General features: G+C 66.1%; 18 protein-coding genes. 2 read left to right on the top strand and 16 right to left on the bottom strand.

The annotated features are described in order from the left end of the window. Nucleotides 1–96 precede the first annotated feature (96 nt). Complete coding sequence (locus AC1DN0_RS20125) at nucleotides 97–1581, top strand: ISNCY family transposase (protein WP_477111831.1); 1485 nt, start codon at nucleotides 97–99, stop codon at nucleotides 1579–1581. A gap of 197 nt (nucleotides 1582–1778) precedes the next feature. Here the strand turns inward: AC1DN0_RS20125 and AC1DN0_RS20120 are convergent, their stop codons facing one another. Continuing rightward, nucleotides 1779–2177 carry a DUF1801 domain-containing protein gene (locus AC1DN0_RS20120; protein WP_441629620.1) on the bottom strand — a complete coding sequence of 133 codons (399 nt, stop codon included), beginning with the start codon at nucleotides 2175–2177 and terminating at the stop codon, nucleotides 1779–1781. Between the two features lie 273 nt (nucleotides 2178–2450). On the opposite strand from AC1DN0_RS20120, the gene AC1DN0_RS20115 reads away from it, so the two are divergent. Continuing rightward, a complete protein-coding gene (locus AC1DN0_RS20115; RefSeq protein ID WP_441629619.1) occupies nucleotides 2451–3125 on the top strand; it encodes a hypothetical protein in 675 nt (224 codons plus the stop codon). Between the two features lie 5 nt (nucleotides 3126–3130). Here the strand turns inward: AC1DN0_RS20115 and AC1DN0_RS20110 are convergent, their stop codons facing one another. The 15 genes from AC1DN0_RS20110 to AC1DN0_RS20040 form a co-directional block, all read right to left on the bottom strand. Further along, nucleotides 3131–3931, bottom strand: a complete 801-nt coding sequence (locus AC1DN0_RS20110; protein ID WP_441629618.1) for an IclR family transcriptional regulator — start codon at nucleotides 3929–3931, stop codon at nucleotides 3131–3133. 134 nt (nucleotides 3932–4065) lie between these two features. Continuing rightward, nucleotides 4066–6198 (bottom strand): acetate--CoA ligase family protein, encoded by a 2133-nt coding sequence (locus AC1DN0_RS20105; protein ID WP_477145943.1) that lies wholly within the window; start codon nucleotides 6196–6198, stop codon nucleotides 4066–4068. Nucleotides 6199–6202: 4 nt separating this feature from the next. After that, entirely contained in the window at nucleotides 6203–7003 is an 801-nt protein-coding gene (locus AC1DN0_RS20100) for an enoyl-CoA hydratase/isomerase family protein (RefSeq protein ID WP_441629616.1), read from the bottom strand. A 70-nt stretch (nucleotides 7004–7073) separates the two neighbouring features. Then, a complete protein-coding gene (locus tag AC1DN0_RS20095) occupies nucleotides 7074–8042 on the bottom strand; it encodes a tripartite tricarboxylate transporter substrate binding protein (RefSeq protein ID WP_441629625.1) in 969 nt (322 codons plus the stop codon). Between the two features lie 304 nt (nucleotides 8043–8346). Continuing rightward, complete coding sequence (locus AC1DN0_RS20090) at nucleotides 8347–9972, bottom strand: histidine kinase N-terminal 7TM domain-containing protein (RefSeq protein ID WP_441629615.1); 1626 nt, start codon at nucleotides 9970–9972, stop codon at nucleotides 8347–8349. Between the two features lie 117 nt (nucleotides 9973–10089). After that, nucleotides 10090–11265: an acyl-CoA dehydrogenase family protein gene (locus AC1DN0_RS20085; RefSeq protein ID WP_477145942.1), complete on the bottom strand. Its 1176-nt coding sequence runs from the start codon at nucleotides 11263–11265 to the stop codon at nucleotides 10090–10092. A gap of 187 nt (nucleotides 11266–11452) precedes the next feature. Further along, nucleotides 11453–12793, bottom strand: coding sequence for a type II toxin-antitoxin system HipA family toxin (locus AC1DN0_RS20080; RefSeq protein WP_441629613.1), 1341 nt, complete (start codon nucleotides 12791–12793; stop codon nucleotides 11453–11455). 2 nt (nucleotides 12794–12795) lie between these two features. Next, nucleotides 12796–13047, bottom strand: coding sequence for a helix-turn-helix domain-containing protein (locus AC1DN0_RS20075; protein WP_441629612.1), 252 nt, complete (start codon nucleotides 13045–13047; stop codon nucleotides 12796–12798). 203 nt (nucleotides 13048–13250) lie between these two features. Continuing rightward, on the bottom strand, nucleotides 13251–14108 hold the full coding sequence (locus AC1DN0_RS20070) for an AraC family transcriptional regulator (RefSeq protein WP_441629611.1): 858 nt from the start codon (nucleotides 14106–14108) through the stop codon (nucleotides 13251–13253). A gap of 219 nt (nucleotides 14109–14327) precedes the next feature. Then, the gene (locus AC1DN0_RS20065) at nucleotides 14328–15938 is read right to left on the bottom strand and encodes a class I adenylate-forming enzyme family protein (RefSeq protein WP_441629610.1); all 1611 of its coding nucleotides are present in this window, start codon (nucleotides 15936–15938) and stop codon (nucleotides 14328–14330) included. Nucleotides 15939–16020: 82 nt separating this feature from the next. After that, a complete protein-coding gene (locus AC1DN0_RS20060; RefSeq protein WP_441629609.1) occupies nucleotides 16021–17193 on the bottom strand; it encodes an ABC transporter substrate-binding protein in 1173 nt (390 codons plus the stop codon). 55 nt (nucleotides 17194–17248) lie between these two features. After that, nucleotides 17249–19507, bottom strand: coding sequence for a 3-hydroxyacyl-CoA dehydrogenase NAD-binding domain-containing protein (locus tag AC1DN0_RS20055; RefSeq protein ID WP_441629608.1), 2259 nt, complete (start codon nucleotides 19505–19507; stop codon nucleotides 17249–17251). 27 nt (nucleotides 19508–19534) lie between these two features. After that, nucleotides 19535–21364 carry an AMP-dependent synthetase/ligase gene (locus tag AC1DN0_RS20050; RefSeq protein ID WP_441629607.1) on the bottom strand — a complete coding sequence of 610 codons (1830 nt, stop codon included), beginning with the start codon at nucleotides 21362–21364 and terminating at the stop codon, nucleotides 19535–19537. An 81-nt stretch (nucleotides 21365–21445) separates the two neighbouring features. Continuing rightward, the gene (locus AC1DN0_RS20045; protein ID WP_441629606.1) at nucleotides 21446–22258 is read right to left on the bottom strand and encodes an ABC transporter ATP-binding protein; all 813 of its coding nucleotides are present in this window, start codon (nucleotides 22256–22258) and stop codon (nucleotides 21446–21448) included. Next, nucleotides 22255–23052, bottom strand: coding sequence for an ABC transporter ATP-binding protein (locus AC1DN0_RS20040; RefSeq protein WP_035863086.1), 798 nt, complete (start codon nucleotides 23050–23052; stop codon nucleotides 22255–22257). Before AC1DN0_RS20040 ends, AC1DN0_RS20045 begins: the two co-directional genes overlap by 4 nt. Nucleotide 23053 lies beyond the last annotated feature (1 nt).

The following is a 23053-nucleotide window of genomic DNA, read 5'->3' as shown; positions in this document are numbered from 1 at the left end:
TGTAGAGGCCAAATCAGAATGTCCGCTTCCAGCCACATCAGAATGTCCTCTGGATAGACCTATACTGGTAGCGCCTGGGCTGGACGGGAGCGCGCCATGAAGGATCGGGGGTTGATCACCATGAGTCTGCGCGAAGTTGACCGCTTCAAGGTCATTCAGGCAACGGCCGAGGGCCTCCTGGCGCAATGGCGTGCCGCGGAGCGCCTGGATTTGACGGCGCGACAGGTCCGGCGGCTGGTCCAGCGCTGGCGATCCGATGGCCCTATGGGCTTGTTGTCGCGCCAGCGCGGGCAGCCAGGCCATCGCCAACTGCCGAGGATGCTCGAAGCGCAGGCACGCGCGCTAATCCAGGAGCATTACGCCGATTACGGTCCCACGCTGGCCTGCGAGAAGCTGCGCGAGTGCCATGGCATCGAGCTGGCCAAGGAGACCGTGCGCCGGATCATGATCGACGCCGGCTTCTGGGTCCCGAGGAAGCTGCGTCCGCCCAAGATGTACCAGCCGAGAAGCCGCCGCGCCTGCCTGGGCGAGCTGGTGCAGATCGATGGCAGCGAGCATGCATGGTTCGAGGATCGCGCCCCCATGTGCACGTTGCTGGTCTATGTCGACGATGCCACCAGCCGGCTGATGCAGTTGCTGTTCGTGCCGACCGAGTCAACCTTCGCCTATTTTGCCGCGACGCGCGCCTATATCGAGCGCCACGGCAAGCCGGTGGCGTTCTACAGCGACAAGGCCAGCATCTTTCGGGTCAATGCCAAAGGTGTCACCACRGGGCGGGACTATACGCAGTTCGGGCGCGTGCTGTACGAGCTGAATATCGAGAGCCTGTGTGCCAATAGCAGTCAGGCTAAAGGCCGCGTGGAACGCATGAATGGCACGCTGCAGGACCGGCTGGTCAAGGAACTGCGCCAGCGCGGCATCGMGACGCTGGCCGAGGCTAATGCCTTTGCCCCGGTCTTCCTGGCGGACTTCAATGTGCGCTTCGCCAAGGTGCCAAGAAGCGACTTCAATGCGCACCGTCTCGTACGACCCGACGAGGACCTCGAGCGCATCTTTACCTGGCGCGAATGGCGCAAAGTCTCCAACCGACTGACGCTGCAGTACGATCGCAAGCTGTACCTCATCACCGACCAACCCGAGCATCGGCCCCTGATTCATCGTTACATCGAAGTGGCCGAATATCCGGACGGCCGTATCGAGCTGTGGGCCGATGGCGCTGCCCTGCCCTACGTTCTCTATGACCGGTTGTCCGAGATCGATCAGGGCGCGGTGGTGGAGAACAAGCGGCTAGGGCATGTGCTGGAGATCGCSCAGCGCGTGCAGGCCCAGCGCGACAATCGTCGGATCCAGGCGGCACCGTCGCGCACGCTGACTGGCCAAAAACCGCGGCAGCAGCGGGAACCAGCGACACCCGGCACGAAACCACAACGGCAACTGAACGCGGAAGACTTGCGTCGCGCCATCGATGAACTGGCGCAACCGCCCCACCCTGTAGATACGTTACCGCCTCAGGCCAGCTCGACTGCGTTACGGAAACAGCCAAGAAAAAGACGCAAGAGAACCAACACCATCCTGCACTAGACCGGACATTCTGATCTAGCCAAAGACCGGACATCTGAATCTAGCCTAGACAAAAACCTGTCAGGGCTAAGTTGTAATGKCCGTTTTTTCCAATCAGAAGCCCAAGATGGTGGCCATGTCGACATCCAGCTGGATCTGGGGCGGGCTACTAGTAGGCAGGCCGTCGTAAAGGACGGTCTAACGGCTGGTGCCGTGGACTAGCCTTGGGCTTTGGATTTGTTCAGGGTGACGGCGGCGCGAATGAGAGTTTTCAACGCCTCCTCGTCTATCTTCTCGCCCTCGCGGAAGTCGATGGCACGCCTTGTGTTTCCGTCAAGACTGGAGTTGAAAAGGCCCGAAGGATCCACCAGAGCCGCCCCTTTGGCGAAGGTCATCTTCACGACATTCTTGTAAGTCTCGCCTGTGCAGATCAATCCGTCGTGCGACCACACCGGAACCCCTCTCCACTTCCACTCCTCGACGACTTCAGGATCGGCTTCCTTGACTAAAGTACGGAGCCGGTTGAGCATCTTGCCCCGCCAGTCGTCTAGCTCCTTGATTCTCGCGTCGATCAGCTGAGAAGGAGACTTGCTTTCCTGCAACCCGCTCTTCGTCATGCCCGTGTCAGTAGTGTTCGACCTACTGCTGAGGGATATCCGGCTGCCGGGCAGTCGGAGATGGGACCAGGATTGCCCCTTCTCCCGCCAGTCGGTGGAGTGCGGGGATACCTCTAAAAAGAGGTTCATTGTGCACTTATTCGACGTACAATGCGGAACGTCCCGATCCGGTCAACGTCTACTTCGCTCTTCCGTCCGGGATGGAACGCATGTAAATGCAAAGTTGGCCGATTTGTTCGAAGTTAAAGTTAACGTAACCTGAGAAGAATAAAGTTGAAAAAGAAACTGAATGGTTTGTTCACTACCGCATTGGTGCTGGCTGCATCCACCGTCTCGGTCGCGAGCCCGGTTTTCGCGGAAGAGATGACGCCAGTTAATGTGGCTGATCTGTACATAAAGACCATCATCAATCATGACGAAAGCAGCGTAAACTCGCTGAACAATTATCTGAGGCCCGCCCGAAAAATCGCGGGACAGACGGGGGATTTCGCGTCGTTTGCTGATCTGGTCAAGGCTGACAAGGAATATCCAGATGACATGGCCAAGGATATTCTGGAACTGTTCCCTGCCCAATTGCAGCCAGCGCTGAAGCCTTCCGTGATGGAGTTGATGAAGAGCGTACTGAACGCCAAGAATCGGACCGAATGCAAGTCCTTGACCTCCAGGCAGGCCAAGTCGAACGGTGGGATGCAGACGAGCCTCGTGAAGTTCGAGTGTCAGGTGGTCAAAGTGCCGGAGCGCTGGCCCGCCGCGGTTCAGCGGCTTGCCGGGAGCAAGTGCAGTGCGCAGGAGTGCCAGAAGGAGATCCAGAACATCAGGAAATCCTATGAGTCGTCAGCAACTCAGACGTGGCGTGGTGAATTCCCGCTCGCTCGCGAGAAAAACGGTGGAGCCTGGCGCAATGATTTCCCGCGCGAAGCACTCGACGAGATCTGGGACCTCATTTAACCCGATCACGGCGCCTCATCCCCCACCGCGCTCCGGATCTGCGCCGCCAGCTGCATCAGGTGCGGCTTGAGAAGGCGCGCGGCGCTGGCCGGCGTTGCCTGCGTGGCCGTGCTGACGTTCAGGATGTGGATTGCGTAGCTCTTGAACACCAGCGGTGTGGAAAGCGCGACCACTTCCGGCTGCCAGCTGGCCATGCACCAGCCGTGCTTCCGTACCTGCTCGATGCCCTGCGCGATCTGTTGCTCCAGCGCCGGCCAGTTGGCGCGCAGGCGCTTGCCGAAGCCTTCCAGCAAGGCCTTGGTCTCCCGCGCCGGGGCTGCGGCCAGGTAGGCGCGGCCCAGGGACGTATGCTCCATCGGCACGCGCTGGCCGGTCACCACGGTGCGAAGCGAGACCTTGCGGCTATAGCGGATGGACTCCAGGTAGACCATCTCGTCGCGATCGGCCATGGCCAGCCCGACATTGATGTGCTGGCTTTGCGCCAGTTCGCGCATCAACGGTGCCGCCGCTTGCAGGACCACCGAGCCGCTGCGCATGGCGTGGGCCAGGCTGAGGACCGGTGCGCCGAGCCGGTAGGCGCGCAGCGTTGGGTCGTATTGGAGGAAGCCGGCGTCCACCAGGCTTTGCGTGAGCCGGCTGACGGTGGAGCGCGGCAGGCCGGTACGCTCGGCCAGCTCGCCGTTGCCCAGTACCTCCGAGCCCGGACGAAAGGCCCGGAGTATCTCCATGCCGCGTTCGAGGGAGCGGTTTGCCGACGTGCTGGTCGCTCTTCCTCGCGCTCTCGTCAGTGCTTGTTCGGGGTTCAAGGCGTTGCTCCTGATGGGGCCGATTTCCGGTAGCCGGAATCAAGCGTATCGGAGCGGAGTTTGACATAGCCAGCGCTCGCGGAACCGGGCACATTGCGACTCTGCGCGCGCTCTTACGCCCTCTCCTGCCCTCTTTAGTCCGCCAGCACGACAACGCCATCCGCCGCCTTCACTCCTTGGGAGGCCGGCAGCACAAAGACCGGGTTGATCTCCGCCTCCACCAGCCGCTCGCCCAAGGCTGCGGTCATGGCGGAGAAAGCCACAATGGCGTCCGCGAGGGCGTCGACGTCAGCCTTGGGCCRCCCCCGGAAGCCATCCAGCAGCGGCCAGGTCTTGAGTTCGCGAATCATGCCCAGCGCTTCGGCGCGCGACAGCCCCCCCGCCGGCGGGAGCATGCGCAGGGTGGTGTCCTTGAACAGCTCCGCCGCGACGCCGCCCATGCCGAGCAGGATCGCGGTGCCGAGGGCATCGCGGTGCATGCCGAGGATCATCTCGACACCGCCGCTGACCATCTCCTGGACGAGGAAGCGCCGCGGCACCACGCCGGTATGCGCGTGCACGTCGGCGCACATGCCCGAAAGGCGGCCCGCCACGTCTTCTGGCGACAGGTTGACGGCTACGCCGCCGACATCGCTCTTGTGCGTGATCTCGGCCGAGAGGATCTTCAGCACCACGCGCGCGCCCAGGCCGCAGGCGGCCGCGGCTGCCTCTTCTCCGTTCGCGACGATGGTTTCGCGCACGGCGGGGATGCCGAAGCGCGCGAACAGTTGCTTTGCGGCCGCTTCGTCGAGCGCGCCGCATGGGTAGTCCGCTGCGGCGCGGACGGCGTTGGCATGCGCGGCGGGCAAGCCGGGCGTCGTAGCCTGGTCTGCCGGCGTCTCGCGCCATTGCGCGGCGCGCAGCATTGCGTCAAATGCCACGGTACAGCTTTCCGGCGCGCTGAACGCGGGCACGCCGCGCTCGTTCAACAAGCTGGCAGCCTGCGGCGCATGTGGGCTGACATATGCCAGGATCGGCTTGTCGCTGGTGGGCAGGCATTGCTGGATCGCGCTTGCCATCAGGTCCGGCATCGCCAGTCCCGACGATCCGACGATCACGGCGACGGCATCGTAGCTCGGGCTATCCAGCAGTGCCCTGATCGCACCGCGCAACAGGTCTGGCTGCAGGCCTGCCAGGGTGACGTCGATGGGATTGCGATCCAGCGCCGCGTGATCGCCCTTTTGCAGCGCCCGCAGCCGTTGCGCGGTGGCTTCATCGGGCGGGGGCGTCTCGAAGCCGGACATCCCGAGGCTGTCCGATACCAGGGTGCCGGCGCCGCCTGTCGAGGTCAGGATGGCGATCCGGTTGCCGCGCAGCACCCTGCCGGTGGCTAGCGCGGCGGGGATATCCAGCAGGTCCGCGAAGGTTTCCGCGCGGATCACCCCAACCTGCCTGAACAGCGCATCGTACATCCGGTCCGCGCCGGCGAGCGCGCCCGTGTGCGATACCGCCGCCCGGGCTCCGGCCTCGGAGCGCCCGATCTTGAAGGCCACCACCGGCTTTCCGGCCCTGGCGGCTTTCAGCGCGGCGGCGCGGAATTTTTCCGGGTTCCGTACGCTTTCGACGTACAGGGCAATCACCCTGGTGGCTTCGTCATCGGCCAGGTAGTCAATGAAATCCGCCAGCTCCAGATCCACTTCATTGCTGGTGGAAACCAGCTTGGACAGCCCGATGCCACGCGCGGCGGCGCGTGACAGCAAGGCGCCAAGAATGCCTCCGCTTTGCGAGACCACCCCGATGTTGCCGGCGGGAAAATGGGCCATCTCAAGCGCGCCGCTGGCCGACAGCGGGATGTTGTCGGTCAGGTTGACCAGGCCGATGGTATTGGGGCCCAGCAAGCGCATGGCGCCCGCTGCCTCGATCAGCTCGGCCTGGCGCCGCGCACCTTCGGCGCCGGTTTCGGTATAGCCGCTGGCCAGCACGATGGCGGCGCCGGTGCCGCGGGCGGCCAGGTCGCGAACTGCCAGATGGGCGCGTTCCGCGCCAAGCAGGACGATGCCCACATCCGGCACCTCGGGCAGCGAACGGACATCCGGATAGCAGCGCAGGCCGTCGATCTCGCTCACCTTTGGGTTGACGGGGTAGATGGCGCCGGCGAACCCGTGCTTCTTCAGGTAGGCAACCGGGCGTCCGGCGGTCTTGGCCGCATCGGCGGAAGCACCGATGATGGCAACGCTGCGCGGTTTGACCAGGCGGCCGATGACGGAGAGTGTGTTTGCTGTGTCCATGGTGTCAGGCCTTTCCCTTTGCCGCCATCTTGTCGAGGAATGCCAGCACGGACTCGCGGTGCTCGGTGCTGGTGTAGCAGATGCCCTGTGCCTGGCTGCCCTGCGCGAACACCTGGCCGGCGGGCAGTTCGAAGGTCTGGTTCAGGATGGACTTGCCCAGCGCCAGGGCGGTGGCCGACCCCTGGCTCAGCTCGGCGGCCCAGGCGCGCGCATTGGCCAGCAGCGTTTCCGGCTCGCTCAGGCGATCGGCGATGCCAAGCTGAAGCGCCTCGGCGGCATCGACCTTGCGGCCGCTGAAGATCAGTTCCTTGGCTTTGGCCAGGCCGGTGCGGCGCGGCAGGAAATACATGCCGCCGCCGTCCGGGATCAGGCCGCGATGAATGTAGGACCACGCAAAGCTGGCGCTTTCCGACGCCATCACGAAATCGCAGCTCATCGCCATGTCCGCGCCAAGCCCGGCCGCGGCGCCATTGACCGCGGCGATGGTCGGCTTGGGCATGTTGTGCAGTAGCGCGACCGTATGGTGCACCCGTTGCTGGCGCGCCCAGCCATTGAAGGCAACTTCGCCCGGCGGCGCGTCCATGCGCCGCTGCATGCCGGCTACGTCGCCGCCCGCGCAAAAGCCCTTGCCGTTGCCGGTGAGGACCAGCGCGCGAATGCACTTGTCCTGCGTGACGTGTTCGAGGGCGGCAATCAGCTCGGTGCGCATGTCATCGGTCATGGCATTGCGTTTTTCCGGGCGGTTCAGCGACAAGGTGGCGATCCCGGCATCGATGTCGAGCGTGATCAGCGAGGTGGTGGTCATTGGTTGGTCTCTCTTTGTCTGGTGGCCATGCGATTGGCCTTGCGCATCATGTGTTGCCGATGCGGCGGGATTACTCGACGGTGATCTTGGCTTCCTTGACCACGCGGCTCCAGCGGGCCTCTTCGCCGCGCACGTAGCGCCCGAATTCCTCTGGCGTGCCCGCACTGACCTGAAGGCCCTCGGTTTCGGCACGCTTGCGGAACGCGTCGGTCTGTACGGCCTTCCTGGCTGCCGCATTGAGGCGGGCGATCACCGGGGCGGGCGTGCCGGCCGGCACGAACAGTCCGTACCAGCTTTCGGCCACATAGCCGGGCACACCGCTCTCCGCGATGGTGGGAACCTTGGCCAGCACCGGGCTTGCGGAGCGTTGCGCGGTGGTCACCGCGATGGCGCGCAGCTTGCCGCTTTCCAGCTGCGGTCCGACCGCCGAGGCGGTGGCGAACATGACGTCGACCTGCCCGCCCAGCAGGTCGGTAATCGCGGGGCCGGCGCCACGGTAAGGAATGTGATTGAGATCGACCTTGGCCAGCGACTTGAACAACTCGCCGGCAAGGTGCGCCGAGGTGCCCGGGCCTTGGGAGGCAAACGAGATCTTTCCCGGTTTGGCCCTGGCGGCCGCGATCAGGTCCTGGACTGTTTTGTAAGGACTGTCCGGGCGCACCACGAGCACGTTGGGCGACCGGCCTACCAGCATCACGGGGGCGAATGCCTTGTCGGTCGCATAGGGCAGCTTGGCGTGGATGCTCGGGTTGACCGCGTGGGCCAGCGTCGCCATCACCAGCGTGTAACCGTCCGGCGCGCTCTTGGCCACCACGTCGGAGCCGATGATGGTGCCAGCGCCCGGCTTGTTGTCGACGATCACGGGCTGGCCCAGGTCCTGGGACATCGTGACCCCCATGGTCCTGGCGATCAGGTCGGTCCCGCCGCCGGGGGCGAAAGGCACCACGAGGCGGATCGGCTTTTCCGGGTAGGCCGCCGTGGCGGCCAATGGCGCCAGCGCGGCCATGGCGGCGAAGGGAATGGCCAGTTTGGCCAGCATGCGGCCAAAGAGAGGGATTGAATTCGGCACTTGCGTCTCCGGTCTGGTTTCAGTGCGGGACCCGGCGCCACTTTCGCGCCTATCCCCGCCCGTTTTTGATGAGTCCAGAGTAAGCGTTAATGCCGTCCGATACAGCCCCGCATTTCCGGCAGACGGAATTGAGAGCGGCCGCTTCCGTGGCCGGACGGGCTCACGCCTCAGCGGGAATGGGCTGGCACGGAATACCGCAGCATGGAGGGCGCGCCATCGCGCAGAGCGCTCGCATATGCGCAGTCACGCGGATGCAATCCGCCCGCGGCAATGGCTAAGCAGGATACGCGGGCAATGCCAGCGCGTCGCGTATCACGAAGCGGTCGCGGCCATTGCGCTTGGCTTCGTACATGGCGGCGTCGGCCTTCTCCAGCATCGGCTCCAGGAACGGTGATGCCGGGATTTCGCAAACCGCGCCGACGCTGATGGTGACATACGGGTGTTGGGGCCAGCCACCGTGCGGCAGCGCCAGCGAGCGCACGGCCTGGAGCAGCCGCAATCCGGCCTCCCCGGCTTCGCGCGGCGAGATGTGCGGGAGCACGATGGCGAACTCTTCGCCGCCAACGCGGGCGCAGAAGTCGCCGGGGCCGTTGCGCATGGTTTCCCCGAGGGCGCCGGCGACCTGGCGCAGGCATTCGTCGCCGTGCACGTGGCCGTGGAGATCGTTGTACTGCTTGAAGTAATCGACGTCGATGATCAGCAGGCCGACGGGGATGCCCTGCTCGAACGCATTGGCCAGCGCGGCGGCGGCCTCGCGCTGGAAGAACCGCCGGTTGAACACCCCGGTCAGCGCGTCGCGGTACAGGTCGGCCTCGATGCGCGAGAGCTTTTCCTCGGTTTCGCCCAGCCGCACCGCCAGCGTGGAGTTTTCCGAAGTCAGTGCCTGTTCGCGCGAGCGGAAACGGGTGACGTCGCGGAGGAACACAATGCGCCCTACCGGCTGCCGGTTGAGGTTGCGTACCGGGTCCACGGTGAGCTCGTAGTCGACCCGCTCCTCCGAAATCAGGTGGGATGCGCCGCTACCGGGCATCCCCGAGCGGCTGGCGGCGATTGCGTCATTCCAGGCTGCCGGGTATGGGCTGCCGCGTTCCACGGCTTCCAGCAGCCGGCGGGCGGCGGGATTGAAATCGACAATGATGTCGTCCGCATTCACGATTACGCAACCCTCTTGCAAGGCATCGAACACCCGCAGCCTGGCATAGTGCCCGACGTCATCCAGGTGCCCGCGCAGCGCGCATATCCACACCAGCACCGTCATCACGGAGAGGGTGGCCGGGGTCAGGTCGCCCCCGAGCGGCCCTGTCCATCCACGCAGGTATGCGATATTGGCCACCAGCGGCAGCGCCAGTCCGCCCGCCAGCACGGCGCGCCCGCCCCGCGTCAGGCTGCTGCTGGGCACGCGGGCCGTCAGCAGGAAGTAAAGGCTGATCAGTAACAGCAGGTAGGAATAGGCAGCCACCACCGCGTACGCCGGACCATGGGTGAAGACCGCGCCGGGTGGCCGGCCACCAGGTACCATCGCGATCGAATCCCAGATCAGGTGGTGCCGTTCGTTGGTGAAGACGAGGCCCAGCGTCACGATATTGATCACGATGGGCATAGAGAGCAATGACCAGGGAATGACGAACCTGGGCCGGCTGAGCTGGATCATGGCGCAGAGCCAGGCGATCGGTACCGCGACGATGCCGAAGTACTGCAGCCTGGCCCACATCACGCGGGTTTCCAGGTCGAAGGAACTCAGTTCCAGCAGGCGGCCGCCGCTCCATATCACGCAGCCGAAGGCCAGCATCAGGAAGGCCTTGACGGTGGGGTCGTCCCGCCTGGTCCACGCGGCCACGGCAACCGTGAGGCTGCCAACGACGGCAAAGGTGAGACAAAGGATGAGGGGGTACGAAGGCATTCGGCCGGTTCCAGGACGCGCTCGCCCGCCGGCGGGGCCCGGCGGCTGATTTTCCGGACGGATTATAAGGCGGGTCTGCGGGCGGCATGGAAGCCGATGCCACCCGGGCCCCTCCCCTCAAAAGCCCAGCTGCCGCGCGGCCAGGTCTTTCATGATTTCCTCGGATCCACCACCGATCATCATGACCTTGACCTCCCGGTATACACGTTCGCTCAGCGTGCCGCGCATGAAACCCATCCCGCCCAGGATCTGCACGGCCTGGTCGGCGCRGAACTGCATCGCCTGCGTGGCCTGGATCTTGGCCATGCAGGTGCGCGCCACCAGTTGCGCGGGGTCTCCCGCCTGGTGCTGGACGCGGTAAGCCAGGTCATAGACGAGATTGCGCGCTGCCTCGATGCGCAGCGCCATGTCGACCAGCTTGTGGCGGATCACCTGCCGCTCCACCAGCGGCTGGCCGAATGTGTTGCGCTGGCGCGCCCAGTCCAGCGCTTCCTGCAGGCAGGCCTCGGCATAGCCATAGGCGCTTGCGCTCATCCCCAGCCGCTCGGAATTGAAGTTGCGCATGATGATCTGGAATCCGCGGTTTTCCTCGCCGATCAGGTTGGCGGCGGGGATGCGGCAGTTGTCGAAATGCAGGTGGGCGGTGTCGGAGGCGAGCCAACCCATCTTCTTCAGTCCGGTGCGGGTCAGGCCGGGCGGGTTGCCTTCGATCAGCAGCAGGGAGATGCCGCCCGCGCCCTTGTTGGCAGGGTCGGTGCGCACCGCCGTGGTGATGAAATCGGCGCGCATGCCGGAGGTAATGAAGGTCTTCTCGCCGTTGACGACGTAGTGGTCGCCGTCGCGCACGGCCGTGGTCCTGAGGCTCGCCACATCGGAGCCGCCGCCCGGTTCCGTGATGGCCAGCGCGGCGATCTTGTCGCCGGCGATGACCGCGGGCAGCACGCGCTGCTGCAGCGCCTCGCTGCCTGCCGCGACGATCGGCGGCACACCGATGGAGTGGGAGTGGAGCGACGCATTGACGCCGCCCGAGCCGCTGCGGGCGAATTCCTCGGCCTGGATCAGGTGGTAGAAGATGTCGCCGGGCGTGCCGCCGAAGCGCTCCGGGTACCCCAGCCCGAGCAAGCCGATCTCGGCAGCGCGCCGGTACAGCGAGCGGGGAAAGGTCCCGGCTTCATCCCATTCGTTCACAAACGGCGAGATCTCGCGGGCGACGAATTCGCGCAGGGTGCTGCGAAACTGTTCGTGCTCGGCCGTGAAATAGTGTGCGAGCGGCGGCAGGGTCTGGAGGCTCATCGTGGGTCCTGTCAGTCGGCAGGCAGCCGGCGTGGCTGCCGTTTGGGGTCGGGGGCATGTGGCATGGGAACCGGCCACAAACCGGCAGGCGATTCCATGCGGCACTGCCGGCATGCCTCGACCATAGGCTGCGCCGCGCACTTCGTCTTGCGCAAAGTGGTCGGCGCGCCGGTGCCCGGCCCCGCCGCTATCCAGGTGGCATTGCCTCGAGCTGTCTGGCGGAAGCTTCCAGCCCCTGGAGGATGCTGTCCGCCACCTTCTGCGGGAAACCAGCCGGCAAGGCCGCGCCGACCTTTCCGATGACCGCCGGCGTTTGCGCGATGAGCCGCTGGATCATGCCCTCGGCATCCGGGCCGTGGAAACACTTGGGCGCCATCGCGTTGAAATGCCGGCGCTGCACGTCCTTGAACAGGTAGTGCCGGTTCTTGCCGGCCACCGCCATGGCCAGCTTGGCCTTGTGCCACGACCACTGGTTCGCCCCGTTGCCGACCACCGGCCAGATCGACATCACGTCATAGAGCGGTGTCATCCGGTAACGCCCCCCGGGCAGCAACCGGATGCTGAAATTCTTGGCATGCCCGTCGGGTGCCGCCAGCATCCAGAACAGGATCTGCGTGGCGAGGAAGGACTCGAGGTCTTCGTCGGCGTGGGTCGATTGCCGCAGGATCTGCGCGATATCGCGCATGCCCGGGCCGCCGTCCGCTTCGTATTTCAGGTGAGGAGCGACACCCAGCGCCTGGCAGAAGTCCTCCTGCGGCAGCCGCAGGATCCAGTTGCCCGACGAGTGCGGTTGCCGGTCGAAGCGTTGCACGCTCAGGACCTTCTGGCTGGCGAAGGTCTTGATTTCACTGTGCGCGACCGGCAGGCCATAGGCGGCGAGGATGGTCAGGCAGAGCCACTCGTTCTCGACCGAGGTGCTGAGGTCGGCCCGCTTGTTGCCCACCAGCCCGAGCGGCAGCTTGAGGATGTGGGTGGTGGGCGTGGCGCCGTGGGGCTTCATCCACTGGTTGCCGTGCCACAGCAGCGCAGTCTTCTCCTGCGCGCCGGCCAGGGAGATGCGGAAGTCGTCGTCATCGCCCTGTGCGCCCAGGGCGGCCGAGCCGACCATTTGCCGCAGCAGTCTTTCGATATCGGCATCAGACTGCGGCGTGCCGTCGATGCGGTCATGGCCCACCGGCTGCTCGCTTTCGCCGAGCAACTGCACCGCGCCGACGCAGTCGCGGCCGATGGCTTCCAGCAGATCGAAGGCCTCCGTGGTCGCTGTCTTGAAGCGGGTGGCGAGGCGCTTGCGGATGGCGTCGCTGTCGGGCAGCAGGTTATCGAAGTAGTTGCGCACCCTGTCGCCCTTCAGCGGTGAAGCATCGACGCCGAAGGGGAGCGACAGGGACAAGGGCCGGCCGGCGGGCGAGGCGATCCAGCCGGGGTCGTACTGCAATTCCATATCGCCCCGCGTGGGGATGCGCCACGTCCCTACCCGCTCGCCATTGGCCCACACCGAAAGCGCCCGCGCATGCGATTTGCGGCCCATGCCTACCACTCCACCGTCGGGGAATCGGCGCCGGCCGGGCGCTTGTCCTGGACGACCAGCTCAAGGCCCAGGCTGCCGACCAGCGCCAGCAACTGATCCGCGCTGATGCTGCCGGGGTTCAGCTCCATATGGGAGACGCGGCTTTGGCTGATGCCCAGGCGCGAGGCGAGGTCCGTCTGGGACAGCTTCGCCGCACGCCGTGCGGATTGCAGCACTTGCCCTAGCTGGCCGGCGGTGGAGAGCAGTTGTTTCATCTTGGTGGTCCGGGCGTACCCGTTATGTGCGTAAAATCATTTTATGAGTAGTGTGGGTATTCTGCAAATACCAATTTAATGGGTATTTGCATTTTACCAATTTAGTGGGTAGGAAGGGGCGAGATCGACCGCTGTCAAGCCGTGCCAAAGCCCGGTTGCCAGGTGTTACGGAGCAGGAAATCCGAGCTTGTTGCGGGAGCAGCCTAGCCAGGCATACCCCCGCCCACCGCCACCCGCTCGCCGATCAGCGCGAGCTTGCGCGAGCCGGCAAAGATGTCGCTGGGCTTGAGCCCGTAGACCTGGCGGATGGAGTGGCTGAAGTGCGTGGAGTCGGGATAGCCGGTATCCAGCGCCACATGCGCCAGATTGGAGTCCTGGGTGACATAGTGCAGCAGGCTGCGGGCGCGTTTCCAGGTACGAAAGCTGCGGAACGGCGTGCCGACCTCTTCCTTGAACAAATGCAGGAAGCGCGAAAACGAAAGATGGGCCGATGCGGCGCAGGACCCGGCCGTGGCGGTGGCCGAGGGCGCGTTGCGGATGCGCTGCACCACGGCTTCGATGCGTGGGTCCAGCCGGCGTGGCGCCAGCGCATGGCCGAAGAAGATCTGGTCGAAGCTGTCCGCCTGCAGGTCCAGTTCCCGTCCGCGCTCGCTCAGGTAGGCGTGGGCCTGGCGCACGTGGCGCACGAATGCCGCATCGTCCACCGGCCCCACCCGGCCGCGGATCACAGACGGCAGGCGGGCGAGGTCGATGCTCTCGGCCTCTAGCCCGAGGTCGCAGATCATGCGGTCATCGCAGGCCACCGAGTGCGGCATATAGGCTGGCACCACCGCCAGTTCCGTGGACGCCCAGGGCCCGCCGTCGAAACGGATGCGAATGGGTGCGCGCAAAGCCACATAAATCAGCAAGCCGCCCATGGTGCGGACCGAGGGCGAGCCCAGCAGGCCGGCGTAGAAGAGCCGCTCCGGCGTGAGCCACATTACCCTGCCGGTCCCTGCCCTGGCGCCGGGCGCCAAGGTCATGGCTGGCGGGCACGCAATGCCTTGTGCTTGCATCTGCATGTCCTTTGTCTCCTGCCGGGCGCTGTCCGCGCGCCGGTTGGTGCGTCGTCAGGCCTGCTGGTTGTGCGGTCTGGGTGCTTCGGACGACGCTGGCCGGGCGGTGCTGCCGTGCCGCGGCGCAAAAAGCAGCGTAGCCGGAGCAGCCGGCTGCGTCTTGCGTCAGGTGGCTATGACCAGGCGTTCCGGCCCGGTGGCGCCAGGGGCCGGACCGTGCGCTGGTCAGCCCGGCGCTCCCGCCACATCGTAGTGTTCCCGATAACGCTGGCGCAACTCGAACTTCTGGATCTTTCCCGTGGAAGTCGCCGGCAGCGCGGCCAGCAGCACCACGTCCTTGGGCACCTCGAAGCCGCCGAGATGCGCCTTGCAGTGGGCGCCCAGCTCTTCCTGCTCCACCGCCGCGCCTGGCTTGAGCGTGACGAACGCCGTCACCGCCTCGCCCCAGCGTGCATGCGGCAGGCCTACCACCGCCGCGTTGGCTACGGCGGCATGGCGCAGCAGCACTTCTTCGACCTTGATCGAAGGTACGTTTTCCCCACCGGTCTTGATCATGTCCTTGATGCGGTCGAGGAACAGCAGTTGCCCGTCCTCGTCCAGCACGCCCAGGTCGCCGGAGTGATGCCAGCCAAAGCGCTGCACGCGGGCGGTGGCCTCCTGGTCCTTGTAATAGCCCAGCATCACGTTGGGCCCGCGAAACACGATCTCACCCGGCTCGCCGGGGCCGAGCAGCCTGCCGTCGTCGGCCATCACCGCCACCTCGTTGACCACCGTGCCGACGCCCCAGTACGCGCCGAAGCGCTTGCGCTGTTCCTCCGCCTCGAAGATGGTGGCCGCCGGGTACATCTCGGTCTGGCCCGAGCACAGGACGAAGTTGGGGCAGAACGCATCCAGCAGGCGCAGCAGCAGGTTCTTGGGCAACGGCGCCATGCCGTAGATGCACAGCCGCACGCTGGAAAGATCGGTGTTGGCGAACTGCGGGTGCTCCAGCATGGCCCGGTACATCATCGGCAGCGCCACCACGACGCTGACGCGGTGCCGGGCCAGGTCGGCCAGCACGCGGGCGGGATCGAAGCCGCGACCCACCACCACGGTGTGCCCGCCTAGCAGCGCACTCATGGTATTGCCGTGCTGGGCACAGTGGAACATCGGCAGCAGGCAGGTAAAGACCTCCCGCGCCGTGCCGCAGCCCGTATCGACCAGGTTGGCGGACAGCACCGAGTGCACCGAGGCGTGGGAATGCATCACGCCCTTCTGCGGGCCGGTGGTGCCGCTGGTGTACATGATCTGCGCCAGCTGGCCGCTGGCGATATCCACGTCGGGCAGCGCCTCCGGCTGGCCGGCCAGCGCGTCGGAGTACTTCGTCGCGGCCAAGCCCGCCAGGTCGCCTGCCACCTCGCCTGCGGGCTCCAGGAGCACAACGGGAATGCCCAGCGCCGCCACCAGTTCCGCGATGCCGGGCCGCGCCAGCACTGACGCGTCCGCCACCAGCCGCGTGACCTCGGCGTGTTCCAGGATGTATTGGATCGCGTCCGGCGCCAGGGCCGTATTGATCGGCACCCACACCATGCCCGCCTTCTGGATTCCCAGCAGCGCCACGATCATGCCGATGGAGTTGTTGCACAGCATGCCGACACGCTCGGCGCTGCGCATTCCCTGCGCCAGCAGGTAGTGGGCGAACTGGTTGGTGGCGGCGTTCAACGCCGCATAGCTCAGGCTATGGTCGCCCTCGATCAGCGCCGTCCGGGCGCCGAAGCGCCGGGCGGAGCGGTGGACCACATCGCCCAGGGCGATGCGGCCGATGCGCTCGCGCGCCTGTTCCGTTGCTGTGCTCATGTCTGTCTCCAATTGTCCGTTGCTCCAGACCCGCCGCCTGTCATGGCGGCGGGGATCGCCATCCCGTTGTGGCTCGCCGCGCTCAGTTCATCTTGGGCGGCGGCAGCAGATCGCTGGCGGGAATCCACTTGTCGCCAGCCACCTTCATGATGCGGATGCGGTCGTTGCTCAGGCGGTTGCTGGCGGAGACATTGAAGCCCGGGTTGCCCAGCGTGTCTTGCGGCAGCTTGGTCGACTCCATGGCGGCGTTGAAGGACTCGGCGGTCAGGTTGCGCCCGGCCTTGTCGGCGATGGTGGCGAAGGTGGTGTAGGCGTAGTAGCTGAACATCGAGTACACGCCCGGGTCTTCATTGAAGCGCTTCTTGTAGGCGGCAGCCCATTGCCGCACCGCCGGGTTTGCATCATCCGCATAGGGCAGCATGATGAAGGCCGCCGCATGCAGGCCTTCCATGGCCTTGCCGCCCAGCAATGGCACCTGGTGCGCGTAATTGGCCGAGGTGCCGGCGAAAACCGGGTTGAAGCCGATCTTGCGCGCTTCCTGGACCGAGGCGATGTACTCGCGCATCGTGGAGGCGTTGAACACCAGGTCGCAGTTGGCCGCCTTGAGCCGCGCCATCTGCGAGGAAAAATCGGTGGCGCCGCGCTTGTACGACACCTTCTCCACCAGGGTCATGTTCCTGGCCTTGAGATAGGCCTGCACGCCTTCCACCGACTCCCGCCCGTAGTCGTCGTCCTGGTACAGCGCGCCCACCCGCTGGTAGGGCTTCTGCTTGAAGAAGTAATCCATGATGGTGGTGGACATCAGGAAATTGGACGGCCCCAGCGCGATCTTGTACGGGCTGGCGGGCTCATACATGTCGCGCGCGGCGCTCTGCGGCATGAAGTTGAAGACCTTGCTTTGCACCAGGATCGGCAGCGTGGCCATATTGGGCGCGGTGCCCAGGTGGCCGATGATGGCGAACACGCCGTCCTGCGTGACCAGCTTCTGCGCCGCCAGCACGGCACGCTTGGGTTCGTAGCCGTTGTCTTCCACCACCACCCGCAGCTTGCGGCCCTGCACGCCGCCGCGGGCGTTGATTTCTTCCACGGCCATGGTCATGCCGTTGCGGGATTCCTTGCCGTAGTTGACGATCGGGCCGGACATATCGGTGATCAGGCCGAGCACGATTTCCTTGTCGGTGACGCCGCGGGTCTGCGCGCCCGCCCCGGCGCTTAGCGCCAGGGCAAGTGCGGCGATGGTGGTCTTCAGGATCATGGTTGTCTCCTTGTTTTATGGCGCTATGGATATAGGAACTGACGGACTGCCTTGGTCAATGCACGCTCTGCGGCGGCTTGGGTCCAGACTGGATCCGGCTTTGCCCGGCCAGCGGATCCGGCGATAACGAGATGGGCATGGCGGGACGGCCCTGCTCCGCCGTTGCAGGCGTATCGGCCGCGGCCGGCGGTGCCGACCAGCCGGACAAGTGCTGCCCGCCCCGCGCCAGTGCCGCCAGCAACGGCGAGATGTCCCAGTAGTCGTAAGGATTGCCGCGCAGCCGCGCATAGCGCTCCAGTCCCGCCACGATGCGCGGCAGGCCAATGCTGTCGGCCTGCCAGACCGGGCCGCCGAGGTAATCCGGAAAGCCATAGCCGGCGGTCCACACCATGTCGATGTCGCCGGGCCGGCACGCTACGCCCTCTTCCAGCAGCTTGGCGGCCTCGTTGATCAGGGGATAGAGCAGGCGCTCGACGATCTCGGCATCGGCGATATCCATGCGGCGGGCGATGCCGTGCGCGCGCCCCAGCGCGGCGCAGATGCGTTCCGCTTCGGGGTCGGGCACCGGTTGCCCATCCAGATACCGGTAATAGCCCGCGCCGCTCTTGCAGCCGAGCCGCCCCAGCATGAACAGCGTGCGCACCACCGCGCGGTAGGCGGGATCGGGCGGCAGCCCGCCGGCCTTGCCGTACTCCAGCACGATCTTGGCGCCCACGTCGATCCCGGCCAGGTCCAGCATGCGGCATGGGCCCATCGCCATGCCGTAGGCTTGCATCACGGCGTCGAGCCGCGCCGGGCTTACCCCTTCCATCAGCAGGAACTCGCTCTCGCGCAGGTAGGCTTCGGCCATGCGGTTGCCGATAAAGCCGAAGCACACGCCCGACACCACCGCCACCTTGCCGAGCCGCCGGGCCAGCTGCATGGCCGTCACCAGCACATCCGGCGCGGTGGCGCTGCCGCGCACCACCTCGATCAGCCGCCCGCCATTGGCCGGATTGCGGAAATGCACGCCGGCGAAATCGGCGGGCCGGCCGCTGGACTCGGCCAGCACTTCCACATCCAGCGTCGAGGTGTTGGTGGCGATGATCGCGCCGGGCTTGCAGATGCGCCCGAGCCGGGCGCACACATGCTGCTTGAGCGCCATGTCCTCGTCCACCGCCTCGATCACCAACTCGCAGCCGGCCAGCGCTGCATAGTCCAGGGTTCCCGCGATCAGGCCCATGCGCCTGGCGACCTGCTCCGGCTGTATCCGCCCCGCCGCCGCGCTGGCTTCGTACTGGGCGCGGACCGAGGCCAGGCCCCTCGCCAGCGCTGTGCCGCTGGCTTCCACCAGCGTCACCGGCAAGCCGGCATCCGCCAGGCTCATGGCGATGCGGCTGCCCATGGTGCCGGCGCCGACCACGCCTGCCGTGTGCAGCGCGCGCGGCGCCGCTCCCGCGGGCATGCCGGGCACGCGTGCCGCCTGCCGTTCGGCAAAGAACAGGTGCCGCAGCGCCCGCGATTCGGGCGAGGCCACGCAGGCGGTGAGCAAGGCTGCCTCCATCGCCTCGCCCTGCGCGAATGGCAGCGTCGCTGCCGCTTCCACCGCTTGCACGATGGCCGCGGCGGCGGGATAGTGCGCGCGCTGCTGCGTGGCATGTTGCATGGCTTGCGGGAAGAAGTCCTTGGACAGGCCAGCCACGGGTACGGATAGTGTGGACAGGCGTCGCGGCGGCGCCAGACGCTCAAGCAGGTCTTCCAGGAAGTTGAGGCCCGCGGCCAGCGGCTCCCCCTGCACCAGCGCGTCGACGATGCCGGCGGCCAGCGCCGCCTCGGCGTCGAGCAGGCGCCCGCTCAGCATCAGGTCCAGTGCCAGCGCTGCCCCGCAGGCGCGCGGCAGCCGCTGGGTACCGAGCGAGCCCGGCAGCAGCCCCAGCTTGATCTCCGGCAGCCCGATCCGCGTGCAGGGCAAGGCCACCCGGTAATGGCAGGCCAGCGCCAGTTCCAGCCCGCCGCCGAGCGCGGTGCCGTGCAGGGCCGCCACCACCAGCCGTTCGCTGGCTTCAATCCGCGCCAGGATGCGGTTGTAAGGCGCGGCGGAGAAATCCGGCGCGTCGAACTGGGCAATGTCGCCACCGGCCACGAAGGTCCGGCCCGCGCACCAGATCAGCAAGCCATCGAGGGAGGGATCGGCCTCGAAGGCGGCCACCCTGGCATCCAGCGCCGCTACCGTGGCCACCGAGAGCGCATTCACCGGCGGATGGTCGATGCACAGCAGGCCGATGCGGCCGTGCCGCACCAGGCTGACGGGAACCGCTTTGTCTGCATCGCTCATGGCGCCTCCTGTTGGGGCCGCTTGCGTTCAGGCCACCTTGGCCAGGTACATCGACTCGATCAGCGCGCTGTACTTGTCGTTGACCAGCTTGCGCTTGAGCTTCATGGTCGGGGTCAGTTCCTCGTCCTCGGCGCCGAGGCGGGTCTCGATGAGCCGGAACGCCTTGATCTGCTCGACCCGCGCAAACTGCTTGTTGACCTTGTCGATTTCCTGCCCCACCAGCGCGATCACTTCCTTGCTGCGGCACAGCGAGCCGTAGTCGGAGAAGTGCACGTCGTGCTCCTGCGCCCACTGTTCCACGTTGTCCTGGTCGATCATCACCAGGCAGCTCAGGTAGGGCCGGCGATCGCCGATGACGACGGCGTCGGTTACGTAAGGGCTGAACTTGAGCTGGTTCTCCCACTCGGACGGCGTGACGTTCTTGCCGCCGGCGGTGATGATCAGGTCCTTCATGCGGTCGGTGATATAGAAATAGCCCTGCCCGTCCACCCGGCCCACGTCGCCCGTGCGCAGCCAGCCGTCCACCATCGTTTCGGCGGTCTTGCCGGGCAGGTTCAGGTAGCCCATGAACACCTGCGGCCCGCGCACCAGCAACTCGCCCTCGTGGGAGATCTTCACCTCGGTATGCGGCAAGGCGATGCCGATGCTGCCCGGCCGCGTCCGTCCCGGCGGGTTGCAGGTGGCCGCGCCGGTGATCTCGGTCATGCCCCATAGCTCGTGCAGCACGATGCCCAGCGCCATATACCAGCGGATCAGGTCCGGCGAGATCGGCGCCGCGCCGGTCACGGCCAGTTGCACGCGGTTCAGCCCCATCATGCGGCGCACGTTACCCAGTACCAGCGTATCGGCGAGCCAGAGCTTCAGGCGCGCGCCGGGCGGCAGTGGCTTTGCCTGGCCGTCTTCGTGCACGCGGGCCCGTCCGGCGGCAATGGCCCAGTCATAGGCCCAGCGCTGCAGGCGGGTGGCCTCGCGTACCGCGATGGTGACGCTGGAATAGAGTTTCTCCCACACGCGCGGCACCGCCAGGAAAGCATCGGGCTGGATCTCGCGGATATTGTCGAAGATGGTGTCCGGGTTCTCGACGAAGTTGATGACGGCGCCGGACAGGATCGAGTAATACTCGCCGAAGATCCGCTCCGAGACGTGGCACAGCGGCAGGAAGGCCATGCGCTCGCCGATGGTGGTGGCGGGCAGGAACTCGCGCAGCGTCAGGCAGCTGCGCAGCGCATTGCGGTGCGACAGCATCGCGCCCTTGGGCCGTCCCGTGGTGCCCGATGTGTACACGAGCACCGCCAGCGCATCGGCACTGCCGGCGGACAGCCGTTGCGCCACCAGATCCGGCTCTCGCGCCCGCACCTGCCTGCCGAGTGCCAGCAGCGCGTCGAAGCTGAGCACGTCCGGGTCGTCGTAGCCGGCCAGCCCTTCCATGTCGTAGACCACCGCCTTGCGCAGCCGTGGCAGCCGCTCGCGCACTTCCAGGTATTTGTCGAGCTGCTCCTCGTTCTCCACGAAGAGCATCACGCTGCCGGAGTCGTGGCACAGGTATTCCACCTGCGCAGGCGAATCGGTGGGGTAGATGCCGCTTACCACGGCGCCGGCCGTCAAGGCGCCCAGGTCGCTCCACACCCATTCCCGGTTGGTGTTGGACAGCACCGACACCACCTCGCCCGGCTGCAGGCCCAGCTCGGCCAGGCCGGCGGCGACATCGGCCACGATCTCGCCCACTTCGCGCCAGCGGTAGCTGCGCCAGACGCCCAGATCCTTCTGCCGCATCATGACCGCGTCGCCGCGCTCGGCCACGCCATGCCAGAACATTTTCGGCAGGGTGTCGAATGCCGCTTCGGAAAGGGGCTTCATGGTGTGCGCTCTCGCCATTGCCATTGGTTGCTCTCGGAAAAACGGGTGATCGGTTTCGGTTGCAGAGGCCCTTGCCGCGTGCTAGCGCCAGGTCTTGCGCTTCTTCCAGCGGCGCTCGCCGCGCACGCCGCTGTCCTTCATGCCGAGGTAGAACTCCTTGATATCGTCCTTCTCGCGCAGCACGGCGCAGGTGTCCTCGGCCACGATACGGCCGTTCTCCAGCACGTAGCCGTAGTCCGCCGCGTTGAGCGCCATGTTGGCGTTCTGCTCCACCAGCAGAATGGTGGTGCCGCGCTCGCGGTTGATGCGCACCACGATGTCGAAGATGTCCTTGGTCAGCTTGGGCGACAGGCCAAGGCTCGGCTCGTCGAGCAGGATCAATTCGGGCGCCGCCATCAGCGCTCGCGAGATCGCCAGCATCTGCTGCTGGCCGCCCGACAGCAGGCCTGCGTCCTGGCCGGCGCGCTCGCGCAGCACCGGGAAGTAGCCGTAGACCGCCTCCATGTCGCGCGCCACGCCGTCGCGGTCGCGCCGCGTATAGGCGCCCATCAGCAGGTTGTCCCGTACCGACAGCAGCGGGAATACCTCGCGCCCCTCGGGCACATGGCTCAGACCGCGCCGCACGATCTGCGCCGGGTCCATCGCGGCAATGCTCTCGCCCTTGAAGGCGATGCTGCCGCGGGTCGGGTCGAGCACGCCGGAAATGGTCTTGAGGATGGTGGTCTTGCCGGCGCCGTTGGCGCCCAGCACGGTGGCGATGCTGCCGCGCTGCACCGCCAGGCTTACGCCGCGGATCGCCTTGACCGGCCCGTATGCGCTTTCCACGTTGGCCAGCGCCAGCACGGGGGCATCCTGGATCTTGCGCATCTTGTCCGTGCCTTCCATCAGGTTCATGCCGCCCTCCGCAGTGAGGCCACGTCGTCCACCGTGCCCAGGTAAGCCTCGATCACGCCGGGATGCGCCTGCACCTCGGCCGGCGTGCCCTGCGCCAGCACCTGGCCCTGGTTCATCGCCAGCACCCGGTCCGACACGCGTGATACCAGGCTCATGTCGTGCTCCACCATCAGCACGGTGATGCCCAGTTCGCTCTGGATGTCGCGGATCCACCAGGCCATGTCCTCGGTCTCTTCCACATTCAGTCCGGAGGACGGCTCGTCGAGCAGCAACAGGCGCGGGCCGCTGCACAGGGCGCGCGCCAGTTCCACCACCTTGCGCACGCCGTAAGGCAGGCCCGCCACCAGTGCATCGCGGTGTGCCTGCAGGTCCAGCAGCTCGATCATTTCTTCAGCCTTGTGGCGCGCGGCCAGTTCCGAACGGCGCGCTGCGGGCGTGAACAGCAGGTCGGCCCAGAACCCGGCGGCGCGATGCGTGTGATGGCCGATCAGCAGGTTCTGCAGCACCGTGGCGTGCTCGAACAGCTCGATATTCTGGAAAGTGCGCGCGATGCCCTGCGCGGCGATCGCGTGCGGCGGCAACTGTGTCAGCACCTCGCCTTGCCACAGGATCTCGCCGCTGGTGGGCGGATAGATGCGGCTGATCAGGTTGAACACCGTGGTCTTGCCGGCCCCGTTGGGGCCGATCAGTGTGAAGACCTCACCGCGCCGGACATCGAAGCTCACGCCGTTGAGCGCCAGCACGCCGCCAAAGCGGACCGACAGGTCGCGCACGCTGAGAAGAGTGTCTGTCATG

The sequence above is a fragment of the Cupriavidus sp. 05N39 genome, from assembly GCF_056397325.1.
Note: the sequence above shows the minus strand (reverse complement) of the source record. Positions and strands in the feature narration are given on the sequence as shown.